We start from the raw sequence: 20,989 nt of genomic DNA, 5'->3' as shown, positions 1-20,989 counted from the left end.
TCGTCGGTCAGGAGATTCCGAGCTCGTTCTCGATGACGTCGAAGATCTCGTCGTCCGTGGCGGACGCGAGATCGGTGTCCGTGGCGTTCGTTTGGTCGTTCATCCGGCCGCTCCATGCGCGGAGCAGGCTCTCCAGGCGTGCGGTGACGGCGGAGCGCTCGTCGTCGTCGGCGGAGACCGCCGACAGCGCGGCCTCGATGCCGTCGAGCTCGGCGAGGAGCCCCGGCACCGTGCCGGCCGCGGCCGGGGCGAGCCGTGCGTGCAGCTCGGCGGCGAGCGCCGTCGGGCTGGGGTGGTCGAAGATCAGCGTCGGGGGCAGGCGGAGCTGCGTCGCGCTGGTGATGCGGTTGCGCAGTTCGACGGCGGTGAGGGAGTCGAACCCGAGGTCGTTGAACGGCCGCTCCGGGGCGATCGTCTGCGCGCTGCTGTGACCGAGGACCGCCGCGGCATGCGTCTGAACCAGGTCGAGCAGGTACCGGCGCTGCTTGTCCGCCGTGAGTTCCTCAAGCTGGGCGACGAGGTCCTTCGCACTCGACCTCTCCGTCGTGGACGCGCCGGTCGCGGCACTGCGGCGTTGCTGCGGCGCGAGGGCGCGGAGGAGGGGCGAGGGGTGCGCGGTGGTCGCTGCGGTGATGGGTGTCGCGACGACGTGGGGAGTGCCGAGCTGGAGTGCGGTGTCGAGGAGTGCGAGCCCGTGTTCGTCGCTTAGCGGGATGACTCCGGAGCGTTTCATGCGGGCGTGGTCGGTGGTGGTGAGTGCGCTGGTCATGGCGCTGGTGTGTGCCCACAGTCCCCAGGCGATGGAGGTTGCGGGTAGGCCGGTGTGGTGGCGGTGGGTGGCCAGGGCGTCGAGGTAGGTGTTGGCGGCGGCGTAGTTGGCTTGGCCTGGGTTGCCGAGGGTTCCGGCGGCGGAGGAGAACAGGACGAATGCGTCCAGGTCGAGGTCGCGGGTCTGCTCGTGCAGGTTCCATGCGGCGTCGACCTTGGGACGGAACACCGTCGCCACACGTTCGGGCGTCTGGTTCTCCAGGGGCGCGTCGTCCAGGACTCCGGCCGCGTGGATGACGGTCTTGAGCGGACGGTCCTCCGGAATGGTGGCCAGGAGCTGGGCGAGCGCATCGGGGTCGGCGGCGTCGCAGGCGGCGATGGTGACCCGTGCGCCGAGGCGTTCCAGGCGCTGTTCGAGTTCGGCCGCGCCGGGGGTGTCGGGTCCGCGCCTGCTGGTCAGCAGCAGGTGGGTGGCTTCGTGGTGGGTGGCGAGGTGCTCGGCGACGAGGGCGCCGAGGGTTCCGGTGCCGCCGGTGATGAGGGTGGTGGCGTGGGTGGTGGGCGGCTGGGGGAGGGTGAGGGTGATCTTCCCGATGTGGCGTGCTTGGGAAAGGGTCCGGATCGCCCGGTGGGTGTGGGTGATGGGGTGACTGGTGACAGGGAGAGGCCGCAGGGCGCCGGCGGTGAAGTGGTCGTTCAGGGTGGTGATGAGTTGCTGCAGATGGGACGTGTCGTTGTCGAGAACGTCGAAGGCTTGGTAATGGATGTGGGGGTGGTGGGTGAGCTGGTCGGGTGTTCGTATATCGGTTTTCCCCATTTCTATGAAGTGGCCGTGGGGGTTGAGGAGGCGGAGTGAGGCGTCGGTGTGTTCGTGGGCGAGGCTGTTGAGGATGACGTCGATGCCGTCGGGTGCGGTGGTGCGGAAGTGTTGTTCGTAGTCGGTGGTGCGGCTGCTGGCGATGTGGTCGTCGTCTAGGCCGTGCTCGCGGAGGGTGGGCCATTTGTGGGGGCTGGCGGTGGCGTAGATTTCGGCGCCGTGCAGGCGGGCGATTTGTAGTGCGGCTAGTCCGACGCCGCCGGTGGCGGTGTGGATGAGGACTTTCTGCCCGGGTTGCAGGTTCGCGAGGCTGATCAGGCCGTGGTAGGCGGTCAGGAATGCGACCGGGATGGTGGCTGCCTGCGGCCAGGTCCAGTGGTCGGGGATCCGCATGATGAGGCGGTGGTCGGTGGTCGCGGTCGGGCTGATGCCACCGTGGGTGAACATGCCGGTGACCCGGTCGCCGGGCTTGAACGTCCGCACGTTCTCGCCCACCTCGATGACCACACCGGCTTCCTCACCGCCAATGGGTGCCCTGTGATTGACCATTCCGAGTGACACGAGCACGTCACGGAAATTGAGCCCGGCGGCGTGGGTGCGAATACGCACATGATCCGGATGAAGCGGGTCATCGTGATTGCTCGTCGGGGCGAGGACGATGTCGTCAAGAGACCCCGTCTGCGCCGTCGTCTCCAGTTGCCAGCCGACATCGCTCGGCGGGACCAGCAACTCCTCGCGGCTGTTCACCAGCCTGGCGTGGAACATGGCCGAGCCGCGCTGCGCCGCCTGCGTTTCGTCGTGCAGTCCCGCGGAAGCCACGGCACGGCTGATCGCATCGAGATCCGTCGCGGTGCTGTCGAGGAGGCGGAACCGTCCGGGATGCTCGTTCTGCGCGGAACGGACGAGGCCCCAGACCGCCGCCTGTGCAGGACGAAGAGCCTGATCGTCGTCCGCGACGAGGTGCGCGTGCCGGGTGACCAGGGTGAGGACGCTCTGCTCGAAGTGCTCCGAGGCCAGCCATTCCTGGACGAGGGCGAGCGCCGTTTCGGTAGCGGCGGTCACGGCCTGCGGGCACGAGCAATCACCTCCGGTGCCGTGCGCGCACTCACCGTCGAACAGGGACGGCAGGGCGATCACTTCGCCGGGCGCGTCCATCCCCTGATCGATTGCGGCGGCCAATTGGTCCAGGCTGATGTAGATGGTCGGCTCGTCATTGGTGAACGCGTCGCCCAGGAATGCCGCGTCCATGGCTGGATCTGCTTCGGAGTCCGAGAACAGCCGCCATTCCAGATGGAAGAGATCGGATGCGGCGGGCGCGACGGGCGCCGGCGGGGCGATGTCACCCGTCAAGACGCGAAGGGTGAGCTCGTCGATGGTGATGACGGGTTGGCCCGTGGGGTCGGTGGCGTGGAGGGTGACGGTGTCGGGCCGGGTTTGGGTGAGGCGGACGTGGAGGGTGTCGGCGCTGGTGGCGTGCAGCCGGACGCCACTCCAAGAGAAGGGCAGGCTGGGGGCGCTGTTGTCGTCGTCGTTGTCGTCGGCGGTGTTGGCGGCCAGTGCGTGAAGCGCCGCGTCCAGAAGCGCGGGATGGATGCCGTAGCCGGTGAGGGCAGTGTCGGCGCCGACCTGCACACGTGCGTGCAGGACGCTGCCGTCGCGGTGCAGCTCGCGAAGGTTCTGGAACGAGGGGCCGTAGCCGTATCCCTGATCGGCCAGCCGCTCGTACAAGCTCGCGACGTCGACCTTCTCTGAAGCGTCTTCGCTGTCGGCAGGCGGAGGGACGGTTCCGTCATCGGGGCCCAGAACGCCGATCGCGTGAGTCGTCCAGACGGACTGCCCGTGCTGCGGCCGCGAGTGGACTGCGAAGTCGCGTCGCCCCTCGTCGGTGGCCGGGCCTACGGTGACGTGCAGATCCCAGGACTCGTCACCGGAGAACACCAGCGGAGACTGCAGCGTCAGTTCCTCCACAGCAGGGCAGCCGGCGGCGAATCCCGCGTGGAGCGCCAGGTCGACGAACGCGGTGCCCGGCAGGAGTGGGGTCCCGTTGACGGCGTGGTCGGCGAGCCAGGGCTGGGTTTCGAGGGAGACCCGGGCGGTGGCCTGCCAGGTCCCGTCGGGGAGCGTCGCGGTGGTGGCGAGCAACGGGTGCTCGGCTGCTTGAAGTCCCAGCTCGGTGATGTCTCCCGGACCGTGACTGTCGGCGTCGAGCCAGTAGCGCGTGCGCTGGAAGGGATAGGTGGGTGGCGGGTCGGTGAGCTGGCGATCACTGTTGGGCCAGGCGATGGAGATGTTGGTGGTGGTGTGAACGTGAGCGAGCGCGCTGTGGAAAGCAGTGGCGTCGCGTTGCTTGGGATTGAGCGTGGCCTGAATGGTGGGGGTGGTGGCGAGGGTTTGGTGGGCGAGTGTGGTGAGGGTGGGTCGTGGCCCGATTTCGAGGTAGAGGGCAGGGTGGTGGGTCTGGTCGAGATGGGTGAGCCCGTCGTGGAAGCGGACGGTGTCGCGGATGTGTCCGGTCCAGTAGTCGGGGTCGTTGAGTTGTTGGGGGGTGGCGGTGGTTGCGGTGCGGTTGGAGATGATCGGGATGGTGGTCGGGTGATAGGTGAGCCCGGCCGCGGCTTCGCGGAATTCCTCCAGGATCGGGTCCATGAGTGGGGAGTGGAAGGCGTGGCTGACCTTCAGCCACTGGTACTTGATCCCTTGCTCGTCCAGGGTCCCGGTGATCTGTTCCAGAGCCTCGCGGTCTCCGGACAGGACGGTGGAGGTTGGTGAGTTGGCCGCGGCGATCGCGACGCTGTCGTGCCCTTCGAGGAGGGGTTGCAGGGTTTCCTGGGTGGTGTGGGTGGTGAGCATGGCGCCGCCGGTGGGGAGTGCGGCCATGAGGCGGGCGCGGGTGGTGATGAGGGCGGCGGTGTCGGAAAGAGTCCATAGTCCGGCCAGGTGGGCGGCGGTGAGTTCGCCGATGGAGTGCCCGATCAGGTGATCGGGGGTGACGCCGTGATGTTCCAGCAGCCGGTAGAGGGCGGTTTGGACTGCGAACAGTGCGGGTTGGGCGTAGCGGGTGTTGTTGAGCAGGTCGGCGTCGTCGCCGAACACCACATCAGCAAGCGGGCGGTCCAGGTGCGGATCGACCGCCTCGCAGATCGCGTCGAAGGCCTGGGCGTAGATGGGTGAGGTGGTGTAGAGCTCGTGGCCCATGCCCACGTACTGGCTGCCCTGGCCGCTGAACATGAACACCACACCGCCGCCGCTGCCGGCTTGGGGCGTGCCGGTGATCAGGGACGGATGCGGCTGATCGTCCGCCAGCGCCTGAAGGGCCGCTGCGATCTCATCGCGGTCGTCGCGGCCGGTGACGACGACGGCCCGGTGCTCGAACAGGGCGCGCTTGTTCAGCGGATCGGCGAGGTCGGCCGGGCCGAGGTCGGGATGCTCGGCAAGGTGGTCCTTCAGCCGTCCGGCGGCGTCGCGCAGAGCCTGAGGGGTCTTGGCCGACAACGGCACGGCGACCACGGGACCGGCCTCCGGCCCGGCGGCGTCCTCGACGGACGTCTCAGGCGCGGCCTCCAGGATGAGATGTGCGTTGGTGCCGCTGATCCCGAACGACGACACCGCCGCCCGGCGCGGACGCCCCGTCTCGGGCCACGGCCGCGCCTGGTCCAGGAGCGCGATGTGCCCGGTGTCCCAGTCGACATGGGCCGAAGGCTGGTCGATGTGAAGCGACTTCGGCAGGACGCCGTGCCGCATCGCCTGCACCATCTTGATGACACCCGCGACACCGGCCGCCGCCTGCGTGTGCCCCAAGTTCGACTTGATCGACCCGAGGTGCAGAGGCGACTCGGCGGTGTGGTGCTGCCCATACGTGTTGAGCACAGCCTGTGCCTCGATCGGGTCACCCAGCGTCGTCCCGGTCCCATGCGCTTCGACCGCGTCCACCTGGTCGGCGGTGAGACCGGCGTTCGCAAGGGCCTGCTCGATCACGCGCTCCTGCGACGGCCCGTTCGGAGCCGACAACTGGCTTGTGGTCCCGTCCTGGTTGATGGCCGAGCCCTTGATGACGGCGAGGACGCGGTGACCGAGACGTTCCGCGTCCGACAGCCGCTCCAGCAGCAGCACGCCGATGCCTTCGCCCCAGCCGGTTCCGTCGGCGGAGTCGGAGAACGACTTGCACCGGCCGTCCGGCGACAGCCCGCGCTGGCGGCTGAATTCCAGGAACACCGAAGGCGTCGCCATCACCGTGACGCCTCCGGCCAGCGCCATCTCACACTCGCCCGAACGCAGCGCCTGCGCCGCCAGGTGCATCGCCACCAGCGACGACGAGCACGCCGTGTCCACCGTCACCGCCGGACCCTGGAACCCGAAGGAGTGCGCGATCCGTCCGGACGCGACGCTCCCCGCGCTTCCCTGCCCGAGATAGCCCTCGATCTCCTCGGGCGGACGGCTGATCCGCGACCCGTAGTCGTGATACATCACGCCGACGAACACCCCGGTCGAGGTGCTGCGCATCCCCAGCGGATCGATCGCTGCGCTCTCCAGCGCCTCCCACGACGTCTCCAGCAGCAACCGCTGCTGCGGGTCCATGGAAAGTGCCTCGCGCGGGCTGACGCCAAAGAATTCGGCATCGAATTCCCCCGCGTCGTGCAGGAATCCGCCGTGCCGTGAATATGTCGTGTGCGGAACTTCGGGGTCGGGGTCGTAGAGGCGGTCGACATGCCATCCCCGGTCGTCGGGGAATTCCGAGATCGCGTCCCGTCCGGCGGCGACCAGTTCCCACAGTTCGTGTGGCGAGCCGACCCCGCCCGGATATCTGCAGGCCATGCCGACTATCGCGATGGGCTCGGTCTTCTCCAGCTCCAGTTCCCGCACCCGCTCCCGCGCGCGGTGAAGGTCGTTGGTAGCGCGCCGCAGATAATCGCGAAACTTCTCTTCATTCGACATGACTATTTCCTCGTCCGCGCAGAGAGACTCCTTCGGAGCATCGTAATGACGCCCGCTAACAGAGCCCTTTGAGGGCTCTAAAGCCGCCCTGGCCTTCCGAAAACAGCCTTAAATGAGCTCATCCGGGCACAACAAGCCGGGTGTCCGGTCGCCCGGTGCGCGTTCGCGTCGGGCCTGCCGTCCACGGGCTACGCCGCCGGGCGGGTAACTCGATCGTCGGCGGCGGGCCCGGCGTTCTGGTGAGCACGCGCGAAGGCGGCGGCCTGCGGTCCGCCCCCGGTCGGGGAGAATGCCGACATGACCATGCTGGACGGGCGGCGCGTGTACACGCGCGGCGATCTGATGGAGCGCTACGGGCTGGGGCGTAGCACGCTGGAGAAGCTGTACCGGGAGCAGGACGTCAACGGCCATCCCGAAGCGGTGGGATCGGTCGGCTCGCAGCTCGCGTGGGACGCCGAGGAGTGGGACCGCTGGTACGCGGCGCGTCAGACGGGCCGGAAGGTCCCGGCCGGCCTGGTCACGCGGGACGAGTTGAGCGACAGGTACGGTCTCAGCCGCCATGCGCTCAAGAAGCTGTGGAGCGAACGCGAGAGCAACGGGCACCCGGACGCCGCCCACCAGGTGGGTAAGGCCCTCTACTGGAACGAGGAGGAGTGGGCGGCCTGGTACGCGGGCCACCAGGAACGTTCCGCCACCGCTGATGATCCCGATGCGGGAGATCCCGATGCCTTGGTGACGTTGGCCGAGGCGGCGCGCCTCCTGGGCCTCGCGCAGAGCAGCGTCACCGTCTATGTGAAGCGTCCACCCGCTGGATGGCCCGAACCCGTCCGCCAGGAGACTCTGGGCGGCGGCCGTGTCCGCCGTCTCTACCGGCGAGGTGACGTCCTCGCCTACGGCGAGACCTCTGGGCGAGCGGTCAGACGCCGGCGAAGCCCTTGACCAGGTGTGGGCCGCCCCGCTGAGGTGACCTTGAGGATCAAGGGTGTGCGCCTGGATCTCGTGCTCGGCCGGCGCCAGATGGAACTACAACGCATATGACACAGTGGGCAAGCACTGGCCCCTGGTCAACGGAGGGAAGCGCTGGTGGCACTGGCTCGACCGAGAGGCACGACCGAACACGGCCTCGCCACCATGCGCGGCGGCGTGGGCCAGGGCGCCGCGCCACTCGTGGAGCGGCCATGACCGAGGCCACCATCCTCGTCGACGCGAGCACCGACCGCGTCGTCGTCACGCTGAACCGGCCGGACGTCCGCAACGCCATCGACCAGCGCATGGTGGACGACCTGCACGACATCTGCGGGGTACTGGAGTCCGATCCGCGCGTGCTGCTCGTCCAAGGCTCCGGCGGGACGTTCGCCGCGGGCGCCGACATCGGGCAGCTACGGGAACGCGGCCGCGACGATGCCCTGCGGGGGATCAACTCGGGCCTGTTCGACCGGATCCGCAGGCTCCCGATGCCGACGATCGCCCTCATCGAGGGCTACGCGCTCGGCGGGGGAGCCGAGCTCGCCTACGCCTGCGACTTCCGGCTCGGCACCCCCACCACCAAGATCGGCAACCCCGAGCCCGGCCTCGGCATCCTGGCCGCGGCCGGGGCCACCTGGCGGCTCGCCGAGCTGGTGGGGGAACCCGTCGCCAAGGAGATCCTCCTGGCCGGCCGGATACTCGACGCGGCCGAGGCGCACGCCCTGCGCCTCCTCAACGAGGTCGTGGAGATCGTCGAGGACGGTGACCTGCTCGCCGCGGGCCACCGCTGGGCCGACCGCATCACCGCGTCGGCCCCGCTCGCCGTCCGGCTGACGAAAGCCCTGTTCCACGCCCCGCGCGAGGCGCACCCGCTGATCGACGACGTCGCGCAGGCGGTGCTCTTCGAGACCACCGAGAAGCGCGACCGCATGAGCGCGTTCCTCGACCGCCGAAAGAAGAAACCGTGAGCGGCCTATCCGCCGGGTCGGCTTGGGCGCCGCCTGCGGTGTACCGCCCAGGTGACCGCGGCGCCGGTCGCGATCGCGGTGGTGGCGAGGATCCGCGGGACCAGCGTTCTCTTCAGGGCCTGCTGCTGCCGCCGTTTGAACGTGGCCGCGTCGTTCTCCCGGGGGAACGGCTCGTCGGGGACCGGTAGGCCGAGGAAGGCGCACAACGGCGCCCATCCGTCCTTGACCTCGAACACCAGCAGCCGGTCTTCGGGCACGTACGCTTTCACTTCGGCGACATGCCGTTCGAATCTTTCGGCCATCTCCGCGCGCCCGCCGAACGGCCCGCCGATCTCACGGTGCCACGTCGTCCGCTGCACGCGGTCGAGGACCTCCGCCACGGGATCGGGGCGGCGCGGGCCTCGCCAGCTCAGCAGCCGCACCAGGAGCGGCGGCTTGGCGAGCACGGCGGACATGGTCTGCGCGGCGCTGTCGTACCAGCGGTGCGGATCGCGGACGGTGAGCACCACCTTGGCGTCCGGGAACGCGTCGACGATGTCGCGCCAGAACGCCGTGCCCGGCGAGCCGATGGAGCAGCCGTAGCCCGCGAACACCTTCCCCCAGTCGACCGTCCGCCCGTCCATCGCGGCGGCCCAGTCGGCGGCCCGCTCCGGCTCGGCGTTGAGGACCCGCATGTTGTAGCACGGGCCGTACCCGAGCCGGTCGAGTGCCAGCGCGAGTGAAGTCGTCCCTGTTCGGAGGAAACCGACACCGATGACCTGCACGCGAACTCTCCTCAGGATGAAATGGCTGACGTTTGGGCCGGTCAGGTCGTACGGCGGGCGACCAGAGTGCCGGGGTCTTCGCCGTTGGCGACGGGGTGCAGGGCGGTTCCGGCGATCGGGGTCAGCCCGGCCGCCGCCAGGTCGGCGACGACGGCGTCCGGCCGGTGCAGGTAGTGGGCGCGCTCCACCACTTCGGTCGCCACCAGATCGCCCTGGTGGTAGGTGCGGTAGACGAACCGCAGGTGCGCCTGGTCGGCGCCGTCGGGCCGCGCCTCGCATGACATCTCGTACCGGCAGTCGCCGAGGGTGGCCTCGTCGGCGACGTGCTCGGGCCAGTCCGGTACGGGTTCCGACAGCACCATGTCCATCGCCACCTCGCCGTCCTCGGCCAGATGGTCGGCGATCGCCGCGAAGAGCGCGGGCCGTTCGGGGTGCGGCACGTGCTCCAGCACACCCGCCAGGTACACGAAGTCGAAGCGGCGGGCCAGGTCGAAGTGGGGTGCCGCGCGGTCGAGCACGGTGACGCGGGGGCGCAGGTGCGGGCGTTCGGCGAGCTTGGCCAGCAGCACCGCGCGCATGGTGGCGGATCGCTCCAGGCACAGGACGGTCGCGGCTCGCTCGGCCACGGCCAGCGTGATCCGGCCGGTGCCCGCGCCGATCTCCAGCGCGTGTCCGCCCTGGGGTGCGCGGCCGGCGAAGAACCGGGGGTCGGGGAGGGCGCCCTCGCCGCGGGAGGCGCGGAAGAGGTCGTAGTAGCCGGGCTGGAAGGCGTACGGGTCGGTGCCGAGCGGAGCGACCCGGGCGGGGGAGGACATGCGAGTCACCTGCCTGTCTGGTCGGGACGAGGGCGCGTCGTCAGTTGATCGTGCGTGGCGGACGTCGTCCGGCCGCCATGGATGGGCTGTGCCGGACGTGTCCACTCGCGGAGAGCGCTGCCGGCGCGTTCCCTGATCCGCACCTGGCCGGTGGACTCGATGACGATCGTGCGTTCCTCGCTCCAGCCGGTGAGGCGGAACTCGCCCAGCCCGAGATGCACCAGGCCGAAGGCGGGCTCGCCGTCGATGGCGAGGACGAGCCGGTCCTCGTGCACGAGGACCTCGGCGTCGCTGTCGGGCCTGACCTCGACCTCCTCCTCCGACCACTGCGCGAAGTCGCCCGGCAGCCGGAACCGGCAGCACAGCCGGTCGCAGTCGGACGCGGTGAGCGGCACCGGATCGCGGGCGAACATCACCTCGCTCAGCGGCAGCAGCTCCAGGAACTCGTCCGGCAGCAGCCCGACGATCTCCCGGCTGACCAGGCAATCGAGCACCATGTGCACCCGAGAGCGGTCCCCGCCGTTCGCCACGTAGTGCCTTCGGCCGAAGTCGCCGAACCACAGCCGTCCCGCCGTCCAGTGCTCGGACACGCCGTCGATGACCACGATGGCGTCCGGGTTGGTGTCGATCGGCACATGCAGCCGCAGGAGCCCGCGTTCGAACCCGTACTTGTAGTCGCGGTGCTCGTGCACGGTCGCGCCCGCGCCCAGGGAGATCAGCCGCACGCCCCGGACCGGTGCCGGTAGGGAGTCGATGACCTGCGCGAGGGCCGGGACGTCGGCCAGCCATGGGGTGTCGGCGAAGTCGGTCAGGCCCGCGCCGCCCGGGTCGGTCCGTGCCGGATCGCCGCCGACGCTGCGCAGCGGCAGGATGCGCCAGTCCACGCCGGACTCTGCGGCGGTCCCGTCCTGGCTGTAGGCGCGCTGGGCGCGCCACCGCTGGTGCCGCAGCAGGTCGAGGTCGGCCCGCAGCGCATCGACGTCGAAGCTGAGCCGCATCGGCGACGACGGCGGGTAGGCGGCGGGCGGATCCGCCAGCGATTCGATGGGCGGGTGGTACGTCGTCATGGTCGCTGCTCCTGGGCGCCGGCGGCGGGCAGGTCGGAGACGTCGAGGGCGAAGCGGCCCACGGCCCACGCGATGGCGGGCACGTTCTCGCCGAGCGCCCGGCGGTCGAGGTTGCTGATCGTGTCGCATGGCTGGTGGTAGCAGTGGTCGTACAGCTGCCCGGCCGTCCCGCCGAACCGCGCCGCCTGCGCGGCCGTCTTGACCCCGAGGACGCCGCCGTTCAGGCCGCCGACCGGGATGCCCGCGGCCATGAACGGCTCGTGGTCGGAGCCGACGGCCCGCAGGTCGTGGCTTTCGTAGGGGAGTCCGGCGTCGTCGAAGTAGTCCTTGAAGACCTTCTCCACGACCTGCGAACCCGCCGGGCCGGGCGGGGTGCCCGGCGGCTGCTCGCTCGCGTCCCCGTCGAGAACGAACCGCACCCCGTTCGGCGCGGCGATCAGTTCGAAGTTGAGGTAGAGCGCGATCTTGGCGCGTTCGGCCGGTGGCAGGTTGCACACGTAGTGGTAGGAGCCGATGTCGATGAGCTCCTCGGCCCCCCACAGCGCGAACCGCACCTTGTGGCGCACCTTGTCCTGATGGGGCGCCAGCCGCAGCGCGGTCGCCATCAGCGCGGCCGCCGCGGCGGCGTTGTCGTTGATGCCGGGTGCCTCGGTCACGCTGTCCAGATGGGCACCGGCCATGACCGTGCGGCCGTCGCCGCCGCCGCGCGTCTCGGCGAACAGGTTGGTGGTGACTCCCGCGACCTCGTGCCCGCGCAGGTCGAGACGCAGCCGCACCTGGTGCTGCGCGGCCTCCTGGGCGAGCTGTTCGGCCTGCGTCTGCGTGACGCTGGCCACCGGGATGGTGAACGCCTGCGGGTTGAACGCGTGCAGCCGGTAGATGTTGTCCGGACTCGGCGTGGCCAGGTAGATCAGCATCGCCCGCGCGCCGAGCCCGGCGGCGACGCGCTGCTGTGCCGTGTAGCCGCAGGATCCGCGCCGGACGAGCACGATCGATCCCGCCACGGGCAGCCCGTCGTAGTCGGCGGCGGAGCATCCGGCGGCGTCGCCCGCCGTGGCCCGGGGCACGACGAGATGGGCGTCGAGACCGCCGGGCGGGGTGACGGGTGACCAGCGCATGACCAGCGCGCGCACCTGCCGTGTGGCGGGCGCGGTCACCGCCGCGCTCTCCGCGTCGATCCGATAGTCGGTGTACGGCACCTGCTGCTGGTGAACGCGGTAGCCGGCGGCGGTGAGCACCCTGGTGGCGTAGCGCGCGGAGGCCTCGAACCCCGGCGTGCCGGTGGCGCGCACCCCGCCGTTCCGTGCGGCGATCCGGTCAAAGACCCGTATGTGCCGCCACGCGTCGCCGCCACGGGTGGACTCCGCCAGCAGCCGCGCCAGCCACAGGTCCCCAGACCTGCCGCCGGCCGAAGGACCTGCCGCCGCGTGGCCCGATGTCGCATGGGGCGGGGTCGTGGGAGTGCGGGGTGAAGCTGCGGCGGCGTGGGACGTGGCGGACGGTGGAGCGGCCGAAAGGATGATGGCGGTCATGGTGACGAGGCCGGTTACCAAGGCTGTTTTTGTGCGCACAAACACCCTCATCAGTGCTCCAGAGGAAAACATGCGATGCCAGAAACAGAGACCATGCTGATATCTGCAGGGAGTCTCCGCGGGCGGCCGCGTGGTGAATAATGAATGCCCGGCATATCGGGGCAGGTCGGAAGCGTGCCCCGATATGCCGGGCACCCCTCTATGTCACTCAGTGGAGGTAACGCATCGTGCCACCTCCTTTCTGTCAAGACGGAGCTGAGGTCGGTCACCCAAGGTGGACTTTGAGCCGAGCCACGCCTCGCAGCGTGAGATTCCGGTGGTAGACGGGCTCGCCGGCGAGGCGGATGCCCGGGAACTCGGTCGCGAGCAGGCCGAGGACGATCCGTGCCTGGAGGGTCGCCAGCGACTGCCCGAGGCACGAGTGGGCGCCCCGGCCGAACCCCAGATGCGGGTTGGGATGGCGGGCGAAGTCCAGCTCGTCGGGCTCGGTGAACTTGGCCGGATCCCGGTTCGCGGCGGCCAGCAGCAGCGTCACCGGTTCGCCGGGCGCGATGACCTGGCCGCCGACGCGCGTCTCCCGTACACACGCCCGCCCGTCGGCCTGAACGGGCGTCACGTACCGGACCAGTTCCTCCACGGCGAGTGAGGGGTCGGCGCGAGCGAAACGCTCCAACGTGTCCGGTGCGTCCAGCAGGACGACCAGAGCGTTGCCGAGCAGCCGCCCCGCCGATTCGAACCCGGCGTGCAGGACGGCCCGCAGCGTGTTCAGCAGCACCGGGCGCGCGATGCCGGAGCCGGATAACTTGGCCGCCACATGCCCCACCAGCCCGTCCGCCGGCGGGTCGTCCAGCCATCGGCCGGTGTATTCGGCCAGCTCAGCGCGGGCCTGCACGGCGGGTTCGGCGGTCTCCGGCCAGATCCCGGCGTCCATGCCGTCCACGATCGTCTGCGACACGGGCAGGAACCATGCGGCGTCGATGGGCGGCACCCCGAGCACCGCGGTGATGGTGTCCAGCGCGAGGGGCGCGGTGAGGTCGGACACGCAGTCGAACTCCCCGGCGGCGCGCAGCCGCTCGGCCCGGGGGCGGACCTGCCCGGCGATGCGCTCGCGCAGTTCGCCCAGGTCGAGACCGCGGACCGCGTCGACCATGAAGTGCCGGATGGCCGTGTGCTCGGGCGGGTCGAGCGACTGGATGCTCAGCAGCGGCTCCGGTACGGTCTCGCCGATCCGGCGCCAGTCCGAGGCGAACGATTCCGTGTCGCGCAGCACCGCGGCGCAGTCGTCGTACCCGGCCACCACCCAGGAGTCGAGGAAGGCGCTGCGGTAGACGGGCGCGCTCTCGCGCAGGCGGCCGAAGAGGGAGTAGGGATCCAGCAGAGCCGCGGGCTCCGCGAGTAACGCGGCGGGGTCTGCGACCGGCGCCTCCGACATACCGACCTCCTCGCACGGACGGCAACCGGCGAGCGGCCTCAGGCCCGTCCGGCGCTGCCCGTGCGGGTAGCCGGGAGGACGACGGCGCTGTCGCTCAGGTGTCCGATGGATCGTCCGACACATGATCTTTCTGAATGGTAAATGGGAAGGGCGAAATTGCCGAGTGCCGGATCCGGCCACCGGTCTTCCATTTCCCTGCGCGCTCGGCTATGGCATGATCTTGTGGTTCGCCTCACCGACGAGGAGACCGCCTGTGAAGGTTCTGCTGACCAATCGTGGGTTCCGGCTCCTGATCATCGGCCAGTCCTTGTCGACCCTGGGCGACCGGGCGCTCATCATCGCCTTCGGTATCTGGGTCAAGGAGCTGACCGGCAGTAATGCCGCGGCGGGCGGCGCGTTCTTCTTCGTCGCCCTGCCGTTTCTGTTCGCCCCGTTCGCCGGTGTGCTCATCGACAGGTTCCCCCGGCGCCAGATCTTCATCGTGACCAACCTGGCGATGGCGGGCGTCATGCTGCTCAGCCTGCTGGTGCGCGGCGAGGGCCAGGTCTGGCTGCTGTACGGGATCATCCTCTGCTACGGCATCGCCGGTGTGATCATCACCGCCACCCAGGCCGCCCTCGTCACGGCGATCGTGGACGAGGACGCACTCCCCGACGCCAACGGCCTGCTGCAGACCTCCGCCGACGGAGTGAAGCTGCTGGCTCCCCTTTTCGGTGCGGCGTTGTTCACTGTGACGGGCGGCCACGTAGTGGCTCTGCTGGACGCGGCGACGTTCCTGGTGGCCGCCGTATGCGTGTGGCTCATCCGGGCGCCCGGTGACCAGCGTCATGTCACCGGTGCGCTGGAGTTGCGCAAAGAGGTGCTGTCGGGCCTGCGCCACATCTACCGGTCCCCGGCACTGCGCACGCTGGTGGGCGCGCTGGGCCTGGCCATGCTGGTGACGGGTTTCTCCCAGACCCTCATCTTCTCCATCGTCGACGACGGGCTTCACCGCGCTCCCGCGTTCGTCGGCGTGCTGAGCAGCGTGCAGGGCGCGGGCGCGGTCTGTGCCGGCCTGGCGGCGGGCGCCGCCATCCGCCGCGTGGGCGACCTGCGCACGGTGATGCTGGGCATCGCCCTGGTCACGTTGGCGTCCCTGGTCTATCTGGCGCCCGCCATCCCCCCGGTCGCGGTGGGGGCGTTCCTTTTCGGCTTCGGCATGTGCTGGACGACCGTCGGCCTGGTCATGGCGGTGCAGCGACGAACCCCCGACGCCCTGCGTGGCCGGGCGCTGACCGCGTCGATGGGCGCCGTCAGCACTCCGCAGACCGTCTCCATCGCCCTCGGCGCGGCACTGTCGCTGGTCGTCGACTACCGGGTCCTGCTGGTCCTCATGGCCGCGGTCACCGCCGTGTGCGCCGTCTGGCTGGTACGCGTACCGGCCGAACCCGAGCCGCAGGACCTTCCGCCCGAAGACCTCGACCCGGCACCCCGAAAGCCCGAGCCTTCGGTTCCCTCACCGGACACCAAGACCGCGCCTTGATCGGTGATGATGCCAAGCTCCACCGGGCGCGACTGGACGAACTCGGCACCGCCGGTGACCCGGCCCATCAGAGCCTTGGTGGTGCGGCGGCATGTCGAGCGCGTCGTCGTCGACTCCGCGCTGAACCAGGTCACCATCAGCGCGGTCGAGGACGAGAGCGGTACCGCGGGCGACTGGAACGTCGGCGTGGCGGCGGTCTGCGCCCAATAGCCACGCCCTCTTGATCCGTCGCCGGACGAGCTGTTTGTCACATGTCGTCCTCTCTTGACAGGTCGTAAGTGCATGTCCTTAGTTGTTGCATATTAGATGCATTAACGGAGGGGATGCATGGCTTCGTCATCGGTGGTCCTGCCGGACGTGGTTCCGGAGACCGACGACGATGATCTGGGGGCGTCCTCCCGGCGGCGCCGGTACGTGCTGCTCCTGCTCGGGCTGGTCGCGGTCTTCTGCGGCACGGTCGTCGCGGCGATCGGGATGGGGGCCGTGTCGGTGTCGCCGCTGACCGTGCTGAACATCGTGGGTCATCACCTGATCGGCAGCCCGGCCGAGGTGACCTGGCGGCCCTCGCACGACGCGATCGTCTGGCGGGTGCGGTTGCCGCGGGTGCTGCTGGGCGCGGCGGTGGGGGCCGGGCTCGCCGTGACCGGGATGGCGTTGCAGGCGATGGTGCGCAACATGCTCGCCGATCCGTACCTGCTGGGGGTGAACTCCGGCGGCTCGACGGGGGCCGCGGCCGCGATCCTGTTCGGGTTCGGTGTGGGGTGGGGCGAGCACGCGCTGCAGATCGCCGCGTTCCTGGGGGCGCTGGCCGCGTCGCTGCTGGTCTTCGTGATAGCGCGCACGGCCGGGCGGATCACCTCGACGCGGTTGCTGATGACGGGCGTGGCCGTCGGGTACGCGCTCTACGCCCTCACCAGCTTCCTGATCTTCGCCTCCGACTCGGCCGAGGGATCCCGGTCGGTGCTGTTCTGGCTGCTCGGTACCTTGGCGCTGGCGCACTGGTCGGCGCCGCTGGTCGTGGTCCTGGCCGCCGTCGTCCTGGTGATCGCGCTGCTCACGGTGTGGGGACGGCAGCTGGACGCGCTGGCGATCGGTGACGAGACCGCGCACACCCTGGGTGTCTCGCCGACACGGTTCCGCCTGGTGCTGCTGGTCCTGGTGTCCCTGGCGATCGGGGTGCTGGTGGCGGCGTCGGGCAGCATCGGGTTCGTCGGGCTGGTGATCCCGCACCTGGCCAGGCGCATCGTGGGAGCCGCGCATCGCCGGGCGGTTCCCGTCGCCGCGCTGGTCGGCGCCATCTTCCTGCTCTGGGCCGACCTCGCCGCCCGCATGCTGCTGAGCCCGCAGGAGCTGCCGATCGGCATCATCACCGCGATGGTCGGCGCGCCGTTCCTGCTCATCCTGGTCCGCCGCCTGCACGCCGGAAGCGAGTGAGACACCCATGATCGAAGGACGCGGGCTCACCTACGCCTACGGCGCGACGACCGTGGTGCGCGACGTCGACGTGCGGGCCGAGTCCGGCCGGATCCTCGGGCTGCTCGGGCCCAACGGCAGCGGCAAGACCACGGTGGTGCGGATGCTCACCGGGATCGTGACCCCGCGCCGCGGCCAGGTCCTGCTCGACGGGAGCCCGCTGGGCACCCTCACCCACCGCGCGCTCGCCCGGCAGGTCGCCGTCGTGCTCCAGGAGCCGGTGGGCGACCTGCCGATGACGGTGGCCGACATGGTCATGCTCGGCCGGGCACCGCACCAGACGACGTTCTCCCGCAACAGCGCGGCGGATCACCGGATCGCGGCGTCCGTGCTGCGCAGGGTCGGTGCCCGGCATCTCGCGGACCGGCTGTTCGCCGGGCTGTCCGGCGGCGAGAAGCAGCGCGTGCTGATCGCGCGGGCGCTGGCGCAGGAGCCCACGCATCTGGTGCTCGACGAGCCGACCAACCACCTCGACATCCGGTTCCAGCACGAGCTGCTCACCATGATCCGCGGGCTCGGCATCACCACGGTCATCGTGCTGCACGACCTCAACCTGGCCGCCCGCTACTGCGACGACGTCCTGGTCCTCCAGGAGGGCGACGTCGTCGCGCACGGGCCGTGCGCCGACGTGCTGACCGCCGAACTCCTCCAGGGCGTCTACGGCGTCGGCGTCGAACGCCTCGACACCTCCCGCGGCATCCAGTTCCTCTTCCACCCGCTCGACGACAACGAATCCGCCCCGGTGTCCACCGTCACCGGCTGACCCCCGCACTGCCACGCCGATCACCTGCAAGGAGAAGCCCGCCCGATGAAGAGATGCCTCGTCTGGTTCACGGCCGGTCTGCTGGCCGCCGCGCTCACCGCCTGCGGCTCGTCCGGCTCCGGCGACGGTGACCAGGCAAACGGGTCGGCGAACTTCCCCTTCACCGTCAAGAACTGCGGCGTGGACGTCACGCTGGACAAGGCGCCCTCCCGCGTCATGATCGTCAACAGTGCTCCGCTGCAGTACCTGTCCACGCTCGGTGTGCTGGACAAGCTGTCGTCGCGGGCCGGAAAGTTCCCGCCGGAGTACTACTCCAAGGAGACCCTCGCCGCGGTCAACAAGGTCCCCTCCCTCACCGACCGGCTCGGCTCCGACGGGCACCTGAAGATCTCCACCGAGTCGATCATCGCGGAGGAACCCGACCTGGTGCTCGGGCTGCCGGACGGCGTCTCGCGCGAGTCCCTGTCCGCGGTCGGCATCCCGGTGCTCAACGAGCCCAGCTTCTGCCCCGCCGGGATCAAGAACCCCGGCTACGAGACGATCTACCAGCAGATGCGGCTGTACGGCAGGGTCTTCGACCGGCAGGCCAAGGCCGAGCAGGCCGTCGCGGAACTCCAGAAGCGCATCCAGACCGTCCAGGCCGGGCCGGCCGACCAGAAGGGCCGCAAGGTCGCCGTGCTGTGGCCCTACCGGGGCGAGGGGACCGTCGGGGCCTACGGCGGCCAGAGCATGGCCACACCACAGCTCAAGACGCTCGGCGCCCAGAACGTGTTCGCCGAGACCGACAAGCGCGTCTTCGAGGTCTCGATGGAGGAACTGCTGGGACGCGACCCCGACACCATCATCCTGCTGCACACCGACGGCACCCAGCAGGAGATCAAGCAGGCGCTGCTGGACATCCCCGGCGCCAAGGATCTGCGCGCGGTGAAGAACGGCGCGATCCACGTGCAGCTGTTCAACTTCACCGAACCGCCTACACCTCTCGTCCTGGACGGACTGGAGCGCATGGCGACCTACTTCAAGGAGAAGTGACCGCCATGTCCGCGGACTCACCCGTCCAGGACCGCATCACCCGGTACTGGGACCAGCACGCCCCCGCCTACCAGCAGTTCCAGGAACAACGGCTCGCGCACCCCGACTACGACGCCGCATGGACCCGCGTCTGGCGGGACGCACTGCCCGACGACGCCGAAACCGTCCTCGACGTGGGCACCGGCACCGGCCACGCCGCACTCACCATCGCCGCCCTCGGCCGCCGGGTGACGGGCATCGACATCGCGCCCGCCATGCTGGACCACGCCCGCGACAACGCGCGCCGCCGCGGGCACGACATCACCTTCGTCCAGGGCGACGCGGTCAGGCCCGCAGCGCCAGGCGCCCCGTTCGACGCGCTCGTCAGCCGCTACCTCCTCTGGACGCTGCCCGGCGTCGACACCGCGCTGCGCAACTGGCGCCGCCTGCTCCGGCCGGGCGGCCGCCTCGCCGTCGTGGACGCCCCCTGGCACGCCGGCGGAATGCGGCACTCCGACACCGACCCCCGGGCCCGCGCCTACGACGCCGAAGCCCGCCGCTCGCTGGTGCTCGCCGAAGCGGACGACATCACCGCCTGGCAGGACAGGATCATCGCCGCCGGCTTCGCGGACGTAGAGGTCACGCCCCTGACCGAGCTCTACGAACTCGACGGCGTCCACGGCGTCGCGGCCGACCACCGCCGCACCCTGCAACACCTGATCACCGCCCGGAACCCCGGCACGCGATAGGCGGCACCCCAGGGCGAGCCGAGCGGGCCGGCGGTGGTCAGCCGAGGTCGAGGGTCAGGAACGGGGGGCCGGTCGGCCGGGAGGAGCCGCCGGCGGGTTCGATGGTGACGCCGAAGCGCCGCGCGTCCCCGAGGCCGTCCGCGACGACCGGGCGCGGCGTTCCCGCCGGGTCCAGGGTTCCGGCGGAGCGCGGCGCGGCCGGGCCGAGCCACCACATCTGGTACGCCCTGGCCGGTGGCAAGGGCGCCAGCCTGGCCGTGGTGACGACGGCCTTGCCGAGCGAGCGCGACGACACGACGGTGACGGCGCCGGCTCCTTGGACGCGCGCGGTGGAAGTGTGCGCGTCTGGTGCCGTCATCACCGCCGTGACCTGGCGGTTCAGGGTCAGCGCTTGGTCGGCCGAGCGGTGGAGGTGCCAGGTCACGCCGCCGCCGGTCAGCGCCAGGACCAGGCATGCCGCCGCGGCGAGCCGGCTCAGCCCGCGGGCGCGGGCGGACGGCAGGCGGCGGGCGAGCGGAGGCGGAGACTGCCGGGTCCGGGCGATCTCGGCCATGACGCGTCCGCGGAGCCGGTCCGGCGGGCGCTGGGCGGCGGCGAGCGCCAGCCGGGCCGTGGTCTCGCGGAGTCCGGCGGCCTCCTCGGCACAGGCGGTGCAGCCTGGCAGGTGGCGCTCGAAGCGGCGCCGTTCGGTGTCGGCGAGCGCGTCCAGGACGTAGGGCCCGGCCAGGTCGTGCGGGTCGCGGGTCATGGCTGGACTCCCAGGCAGTCGCGCAACCGGATGAGTCCGTCGCGCATCCGGGTCTTGACGGCGGCGAGGCCGACGCCGAGCAGTTCGGAGACCTCGCGGTAGGTGTAGCCGCCGTAGTAGGCCAGGGCGATCGATTCGCGCTGGGTCTTGGTGAGGCCGCGCATGCAGCGCCGCACCTGCTGGTGTTCCAGCCGCGTGCCGACCTCTTCGGCGACCTCGTCGTAGTCGGGCGCGGGCGCGGCGGTGCGCTCCTCGCGGTCGCGGTCGGCCTGGCTGGAGCGGACCCGGTCGACGGCGCGGCGGTGCGCCACGGTCAGGATCCAGGACGTCGCGCTGCCGCGTTCGGGCCGGTAGTGCGACGCCTTGCGCCACACCTCGACCAGCACGTCCTGCGCGACCTCCTCCGCCTGCGCCGGGTCGCGGACGACCCGCAGCGCCAGCCCGTACACCGGCCCGGACAGCTGCTCGTACACCTGCCCGAACGCGTCCTGGTCGCCGCGAGCGACCTGGCCGAGCAGCTCGGCCAGGTCGGGCGGTTCCCCAGGCGCGCCACTGACCGGCTTCAGTGTTCTGGGCGGCTTGCCGGTCGGCTGGGTCATCTCCACACCTGTGGTTCGGTGCCGACGCCCTCAAGGATGGGCCGGGAGATCGTTGAAGAATTC

16 protein-coding genes are annotated in these 20,989 nt (G+C 70.4%); 8 read left to right on the top strand and 8 right to left on the bottom strand.

Annotated features, from left to right (window positions below):
• Nucleotides 1–7: 7 nt before the first annotated feature.
• Nucleotides 8–6,517, bottom strand: a complete 6,510-nt coding sequence (locus ACH34S_RS37895) for an SDR family NAD(P)-dependent oxidoreductase (protein ID WP_395957732.1) — start codon at nucleotides 6,515–6,517, stop codon at nucleotides 8–10.
• 297 nt (nucleotides 6,518–6,814) lie between these two features.
• Here ACH34S_RS37895 and ACH34S_RS37890 point away from each other — a divergent pair, with 297 nt between their 5' ends.
• Both ACH34S_RS37890 and ACH34S_RS37885 read left to right on the top strand, forming a co-directional pair.
• Complete coding sequence (locus ACH34S_RS37890; RefSeq protein ID WP_395957731.1) at nucleotides 6,815–7,456, top strand: hypothetical protein; 642 nt, start codon at nucleotides 6,815–6,817, stop codon at nucleotides 7,454–7,456.
• A gap of 239 nt (nucleotides 7,457–7,695) precedes the next feature.
• Nucleotides 7,696–8,451 (top strand): enoyl-CoA hydratase/isomerase family protein, encoded by a 756-nt coding sequence (locus ACH34S_RS37885; RefSeq protein ID WP_395957730.1) that lies wholly within the window; start codon nucleotides 7,696–7,698, stop codon nucleotides 8,449–8,451.
• Nucleotides 8,452–8,456: 5 nt separating this feature from the next.
• On the opposite strand, the gene ACH34S_RS37880 is transcribed toward ACH34S_RS37885, so the two are convergent.
• The 5 genes from ACH34S_RS37880 to ACH34S_RS37860 all read right to left on the bottom strand — a co-directional run bounded on the left by ACH34S_RS37880 (nucleotide 8,457) and on the right by ACH34S_RS37860 (nucleotide 14,061).
• Nucleotides 8,457–9,215 (bottom strand): sulfotransferase family protein, encoded by a 759-nt coding sequence (locus tag ACH34S_RS37880; protein ID WP_395957729.1) that lies wholly within the window; start codon nucleotides 9,213–9,215, stop codon nucleotides 8,457–8,459.
• A 41-nt stretch (nucleotides 9,216–9,256) separates the two neighbouring features.
• Complete coding sequence (locus ACH34S_RS37875) at nucleotides 9,257–10,030, bottom strand: class I SAM-dependent methyltransferase (RefSeq protein ID WP_395957728.1); 774 nt, start codon at nucleotides 10,028–10,030, stop codon at nucleotides 9,257–9,259.
• A 5-nt stretch (nucleotides 10,031–10,035) separates the two neighbouring features.
• Complete coding sequence (locus ACH34S_RS37870) at nucleotides 10,036–11,097, bottom strand: aspartyl/asparaginyl beta-hydroxylase domain-containing protein (protein ID WP_395957727.1); 1,062 nt, start codon at nucleotides 11,095–11,097, stop codon at nucleotides 10,036–10,038.
• Nucleotides 11,094–12,629, bottom strand: coding sequence for a M28 family peptidase (locus tag ACH34S_RS37865; protein WP_395957726.1), 1,536 nt, complete (start codon nucleotides 12,627–12,629; stop codon nucleotides 11,094–11,096). The genes ACH34S_RS37870 and ACH34S_RS37865 overlap by 4 nt, the downstream gene beginning before the upstream one ends.
• Before the next feature lie 265 nt (nucleotides 12,630–12,894).
• Nucleotides 12,895–14,061, bottom strand: a complete 1,167-nt coding sequence (locus tag ACH34S_RS37860) for a cytochrome P450 (protein ID WP_395957725.1) — start codon at nucleotides 14,059–14,061, stop codon at nucleotides 12,895–12,897.
• A 253-nt stretch (nucleotides 14,062–14,314) separates the two neighbouring features.
• Here ACH34S_RS37860 and ACH34S_RS37855 point away from each other — a divergent pair, with 253 nt between their 5' ends.
• The 6 genes from ACH34S_RS37855 (at nucleotide 14,315) to ACH34S_RS37830 (ending at nucleotide 19,579) form a co-directional block, all read left to right on the top strand.
• Nucleotides 14,315–15,583, top strand: a complete 1,269-nt coding sequence (locus ACH34S_RS37855) for an MFS transporter (protein WP_395957724.1) — start codon at nucleotides 14,315–14,317, stop codon at nucleotides 15,581–15,583.
• Between the two features lie 6 nt (nucleotides 15,584–15,589).
• Nucleotides 15,590–15,793: a hypothetical protein gene (locus tag ACH34S_RS37850; RefSeq protein ID WP_395957723.1), complete on the top strand. Its 204-nt coding sequence runs from the start codon at nucleotides 15,590–15,592 to the stop codon at nucleotides 15,791–15,793.
• Nucleotides 15,794–15,910: 117 nt separating this feature from the next.
• Nucleotides 15,911–17,017 (top strand): FecCD family ABC transporter permease, encoded by a 1,107-nt coding sequence (locus ACH34S_RS37845; protein ID WP_395957722.1) that lies wholly within the window; start codon nucleotides 15,911–15,913, stop codon nucleotides 17,015–17,017.
• Between the two features lie 7 nt (nucleotides 17,018–17,024).
• Nucleotides 17,025–17,819 (top strand): ABC transporter ATP-binding protein, encoded by a 795-nt coding sequence (locus ACH34S_RS37840; protein ID WP_395957721.1) that lies wholly within the window; start codon nucleotides 17,025–17,027, stop codon nucleotides 17,817–17,819.
• Nucleotides 17,820–17,864: 45 nt separating this feature from the next.
• Nucleotides 17,865–18,851 (top strand): ABC transporter substrate-binding protein, encoded by a 987-nt coding sequence (locus tag ACH34S_RS37835; RefSeq protein ID WP_395957720.1) that lies wholly within the window; start codon nucleotides 17,865–17,867, stop codon nucleotides 18,849–18,851.
• Nucleotides 18,852–18,856: 5 nt separating this feature from the next.
• Nucleotides 18,857–19,579 carry a class I SAM-dependent methyltransferase gene (locus ACH34S_RS37830; protein ID WP_395957719.1) on the top strand — a complete coding sequence of 241 codons (723 nt, stop codon included), beginning with the start codon at nucleotides 18,857–18,859 and terminating at the stop codon, nucleotides 19,577–19,579.
• A gap of 37 nt (nucleotides 19,580–19,616) precedes the next feature.
• Here the strand turns inward: ACH34S_RS37830 and ACH34S_RS37825 are convergent, their stop codons facing one another.
• Nucleotides 19,617–20,327, bottom strand: coding sequence for an anti-sigma factor domain-containing protein (locus ACH34S_RS37825; RefSeq protein WP_395957718.1), 711 nt, complete (start codon nucleotides 20,325–20,327; stop codon nucleotides 19,617–19,619).
• Nucleotides 20,324–20,926, bottom strand: a complete 603-nt coding sequence (locus ACH34S_RS37820; protein WP_395957717.1) for a sigma-70 family RNA polymerase sigma factor — start codon at nucleotides 20,924–20,926, stop codon at nucleotides 20,324–20,326. Before ACH34S_RS37820 ends, ACH34S_RS37825 begins: the two co-directional genes overlap by 4 nt.
• Between the last annotated feature and the right edge of the window lie 63 nt (nucleotides 20,927–20,989).

Origin of the sequence: Actinomadura sp. 3N508 (assembly GCF_044326375.1) — a bacterium.
Lineage (GTDB): Bacteria > Actinomycetota > Actinomycetes > Streptosporangiales > Streptosporangiaceae > Spirillospora.
This window is presented reverse-complemented; position numbering and strand designations above follow the sequence as displayed.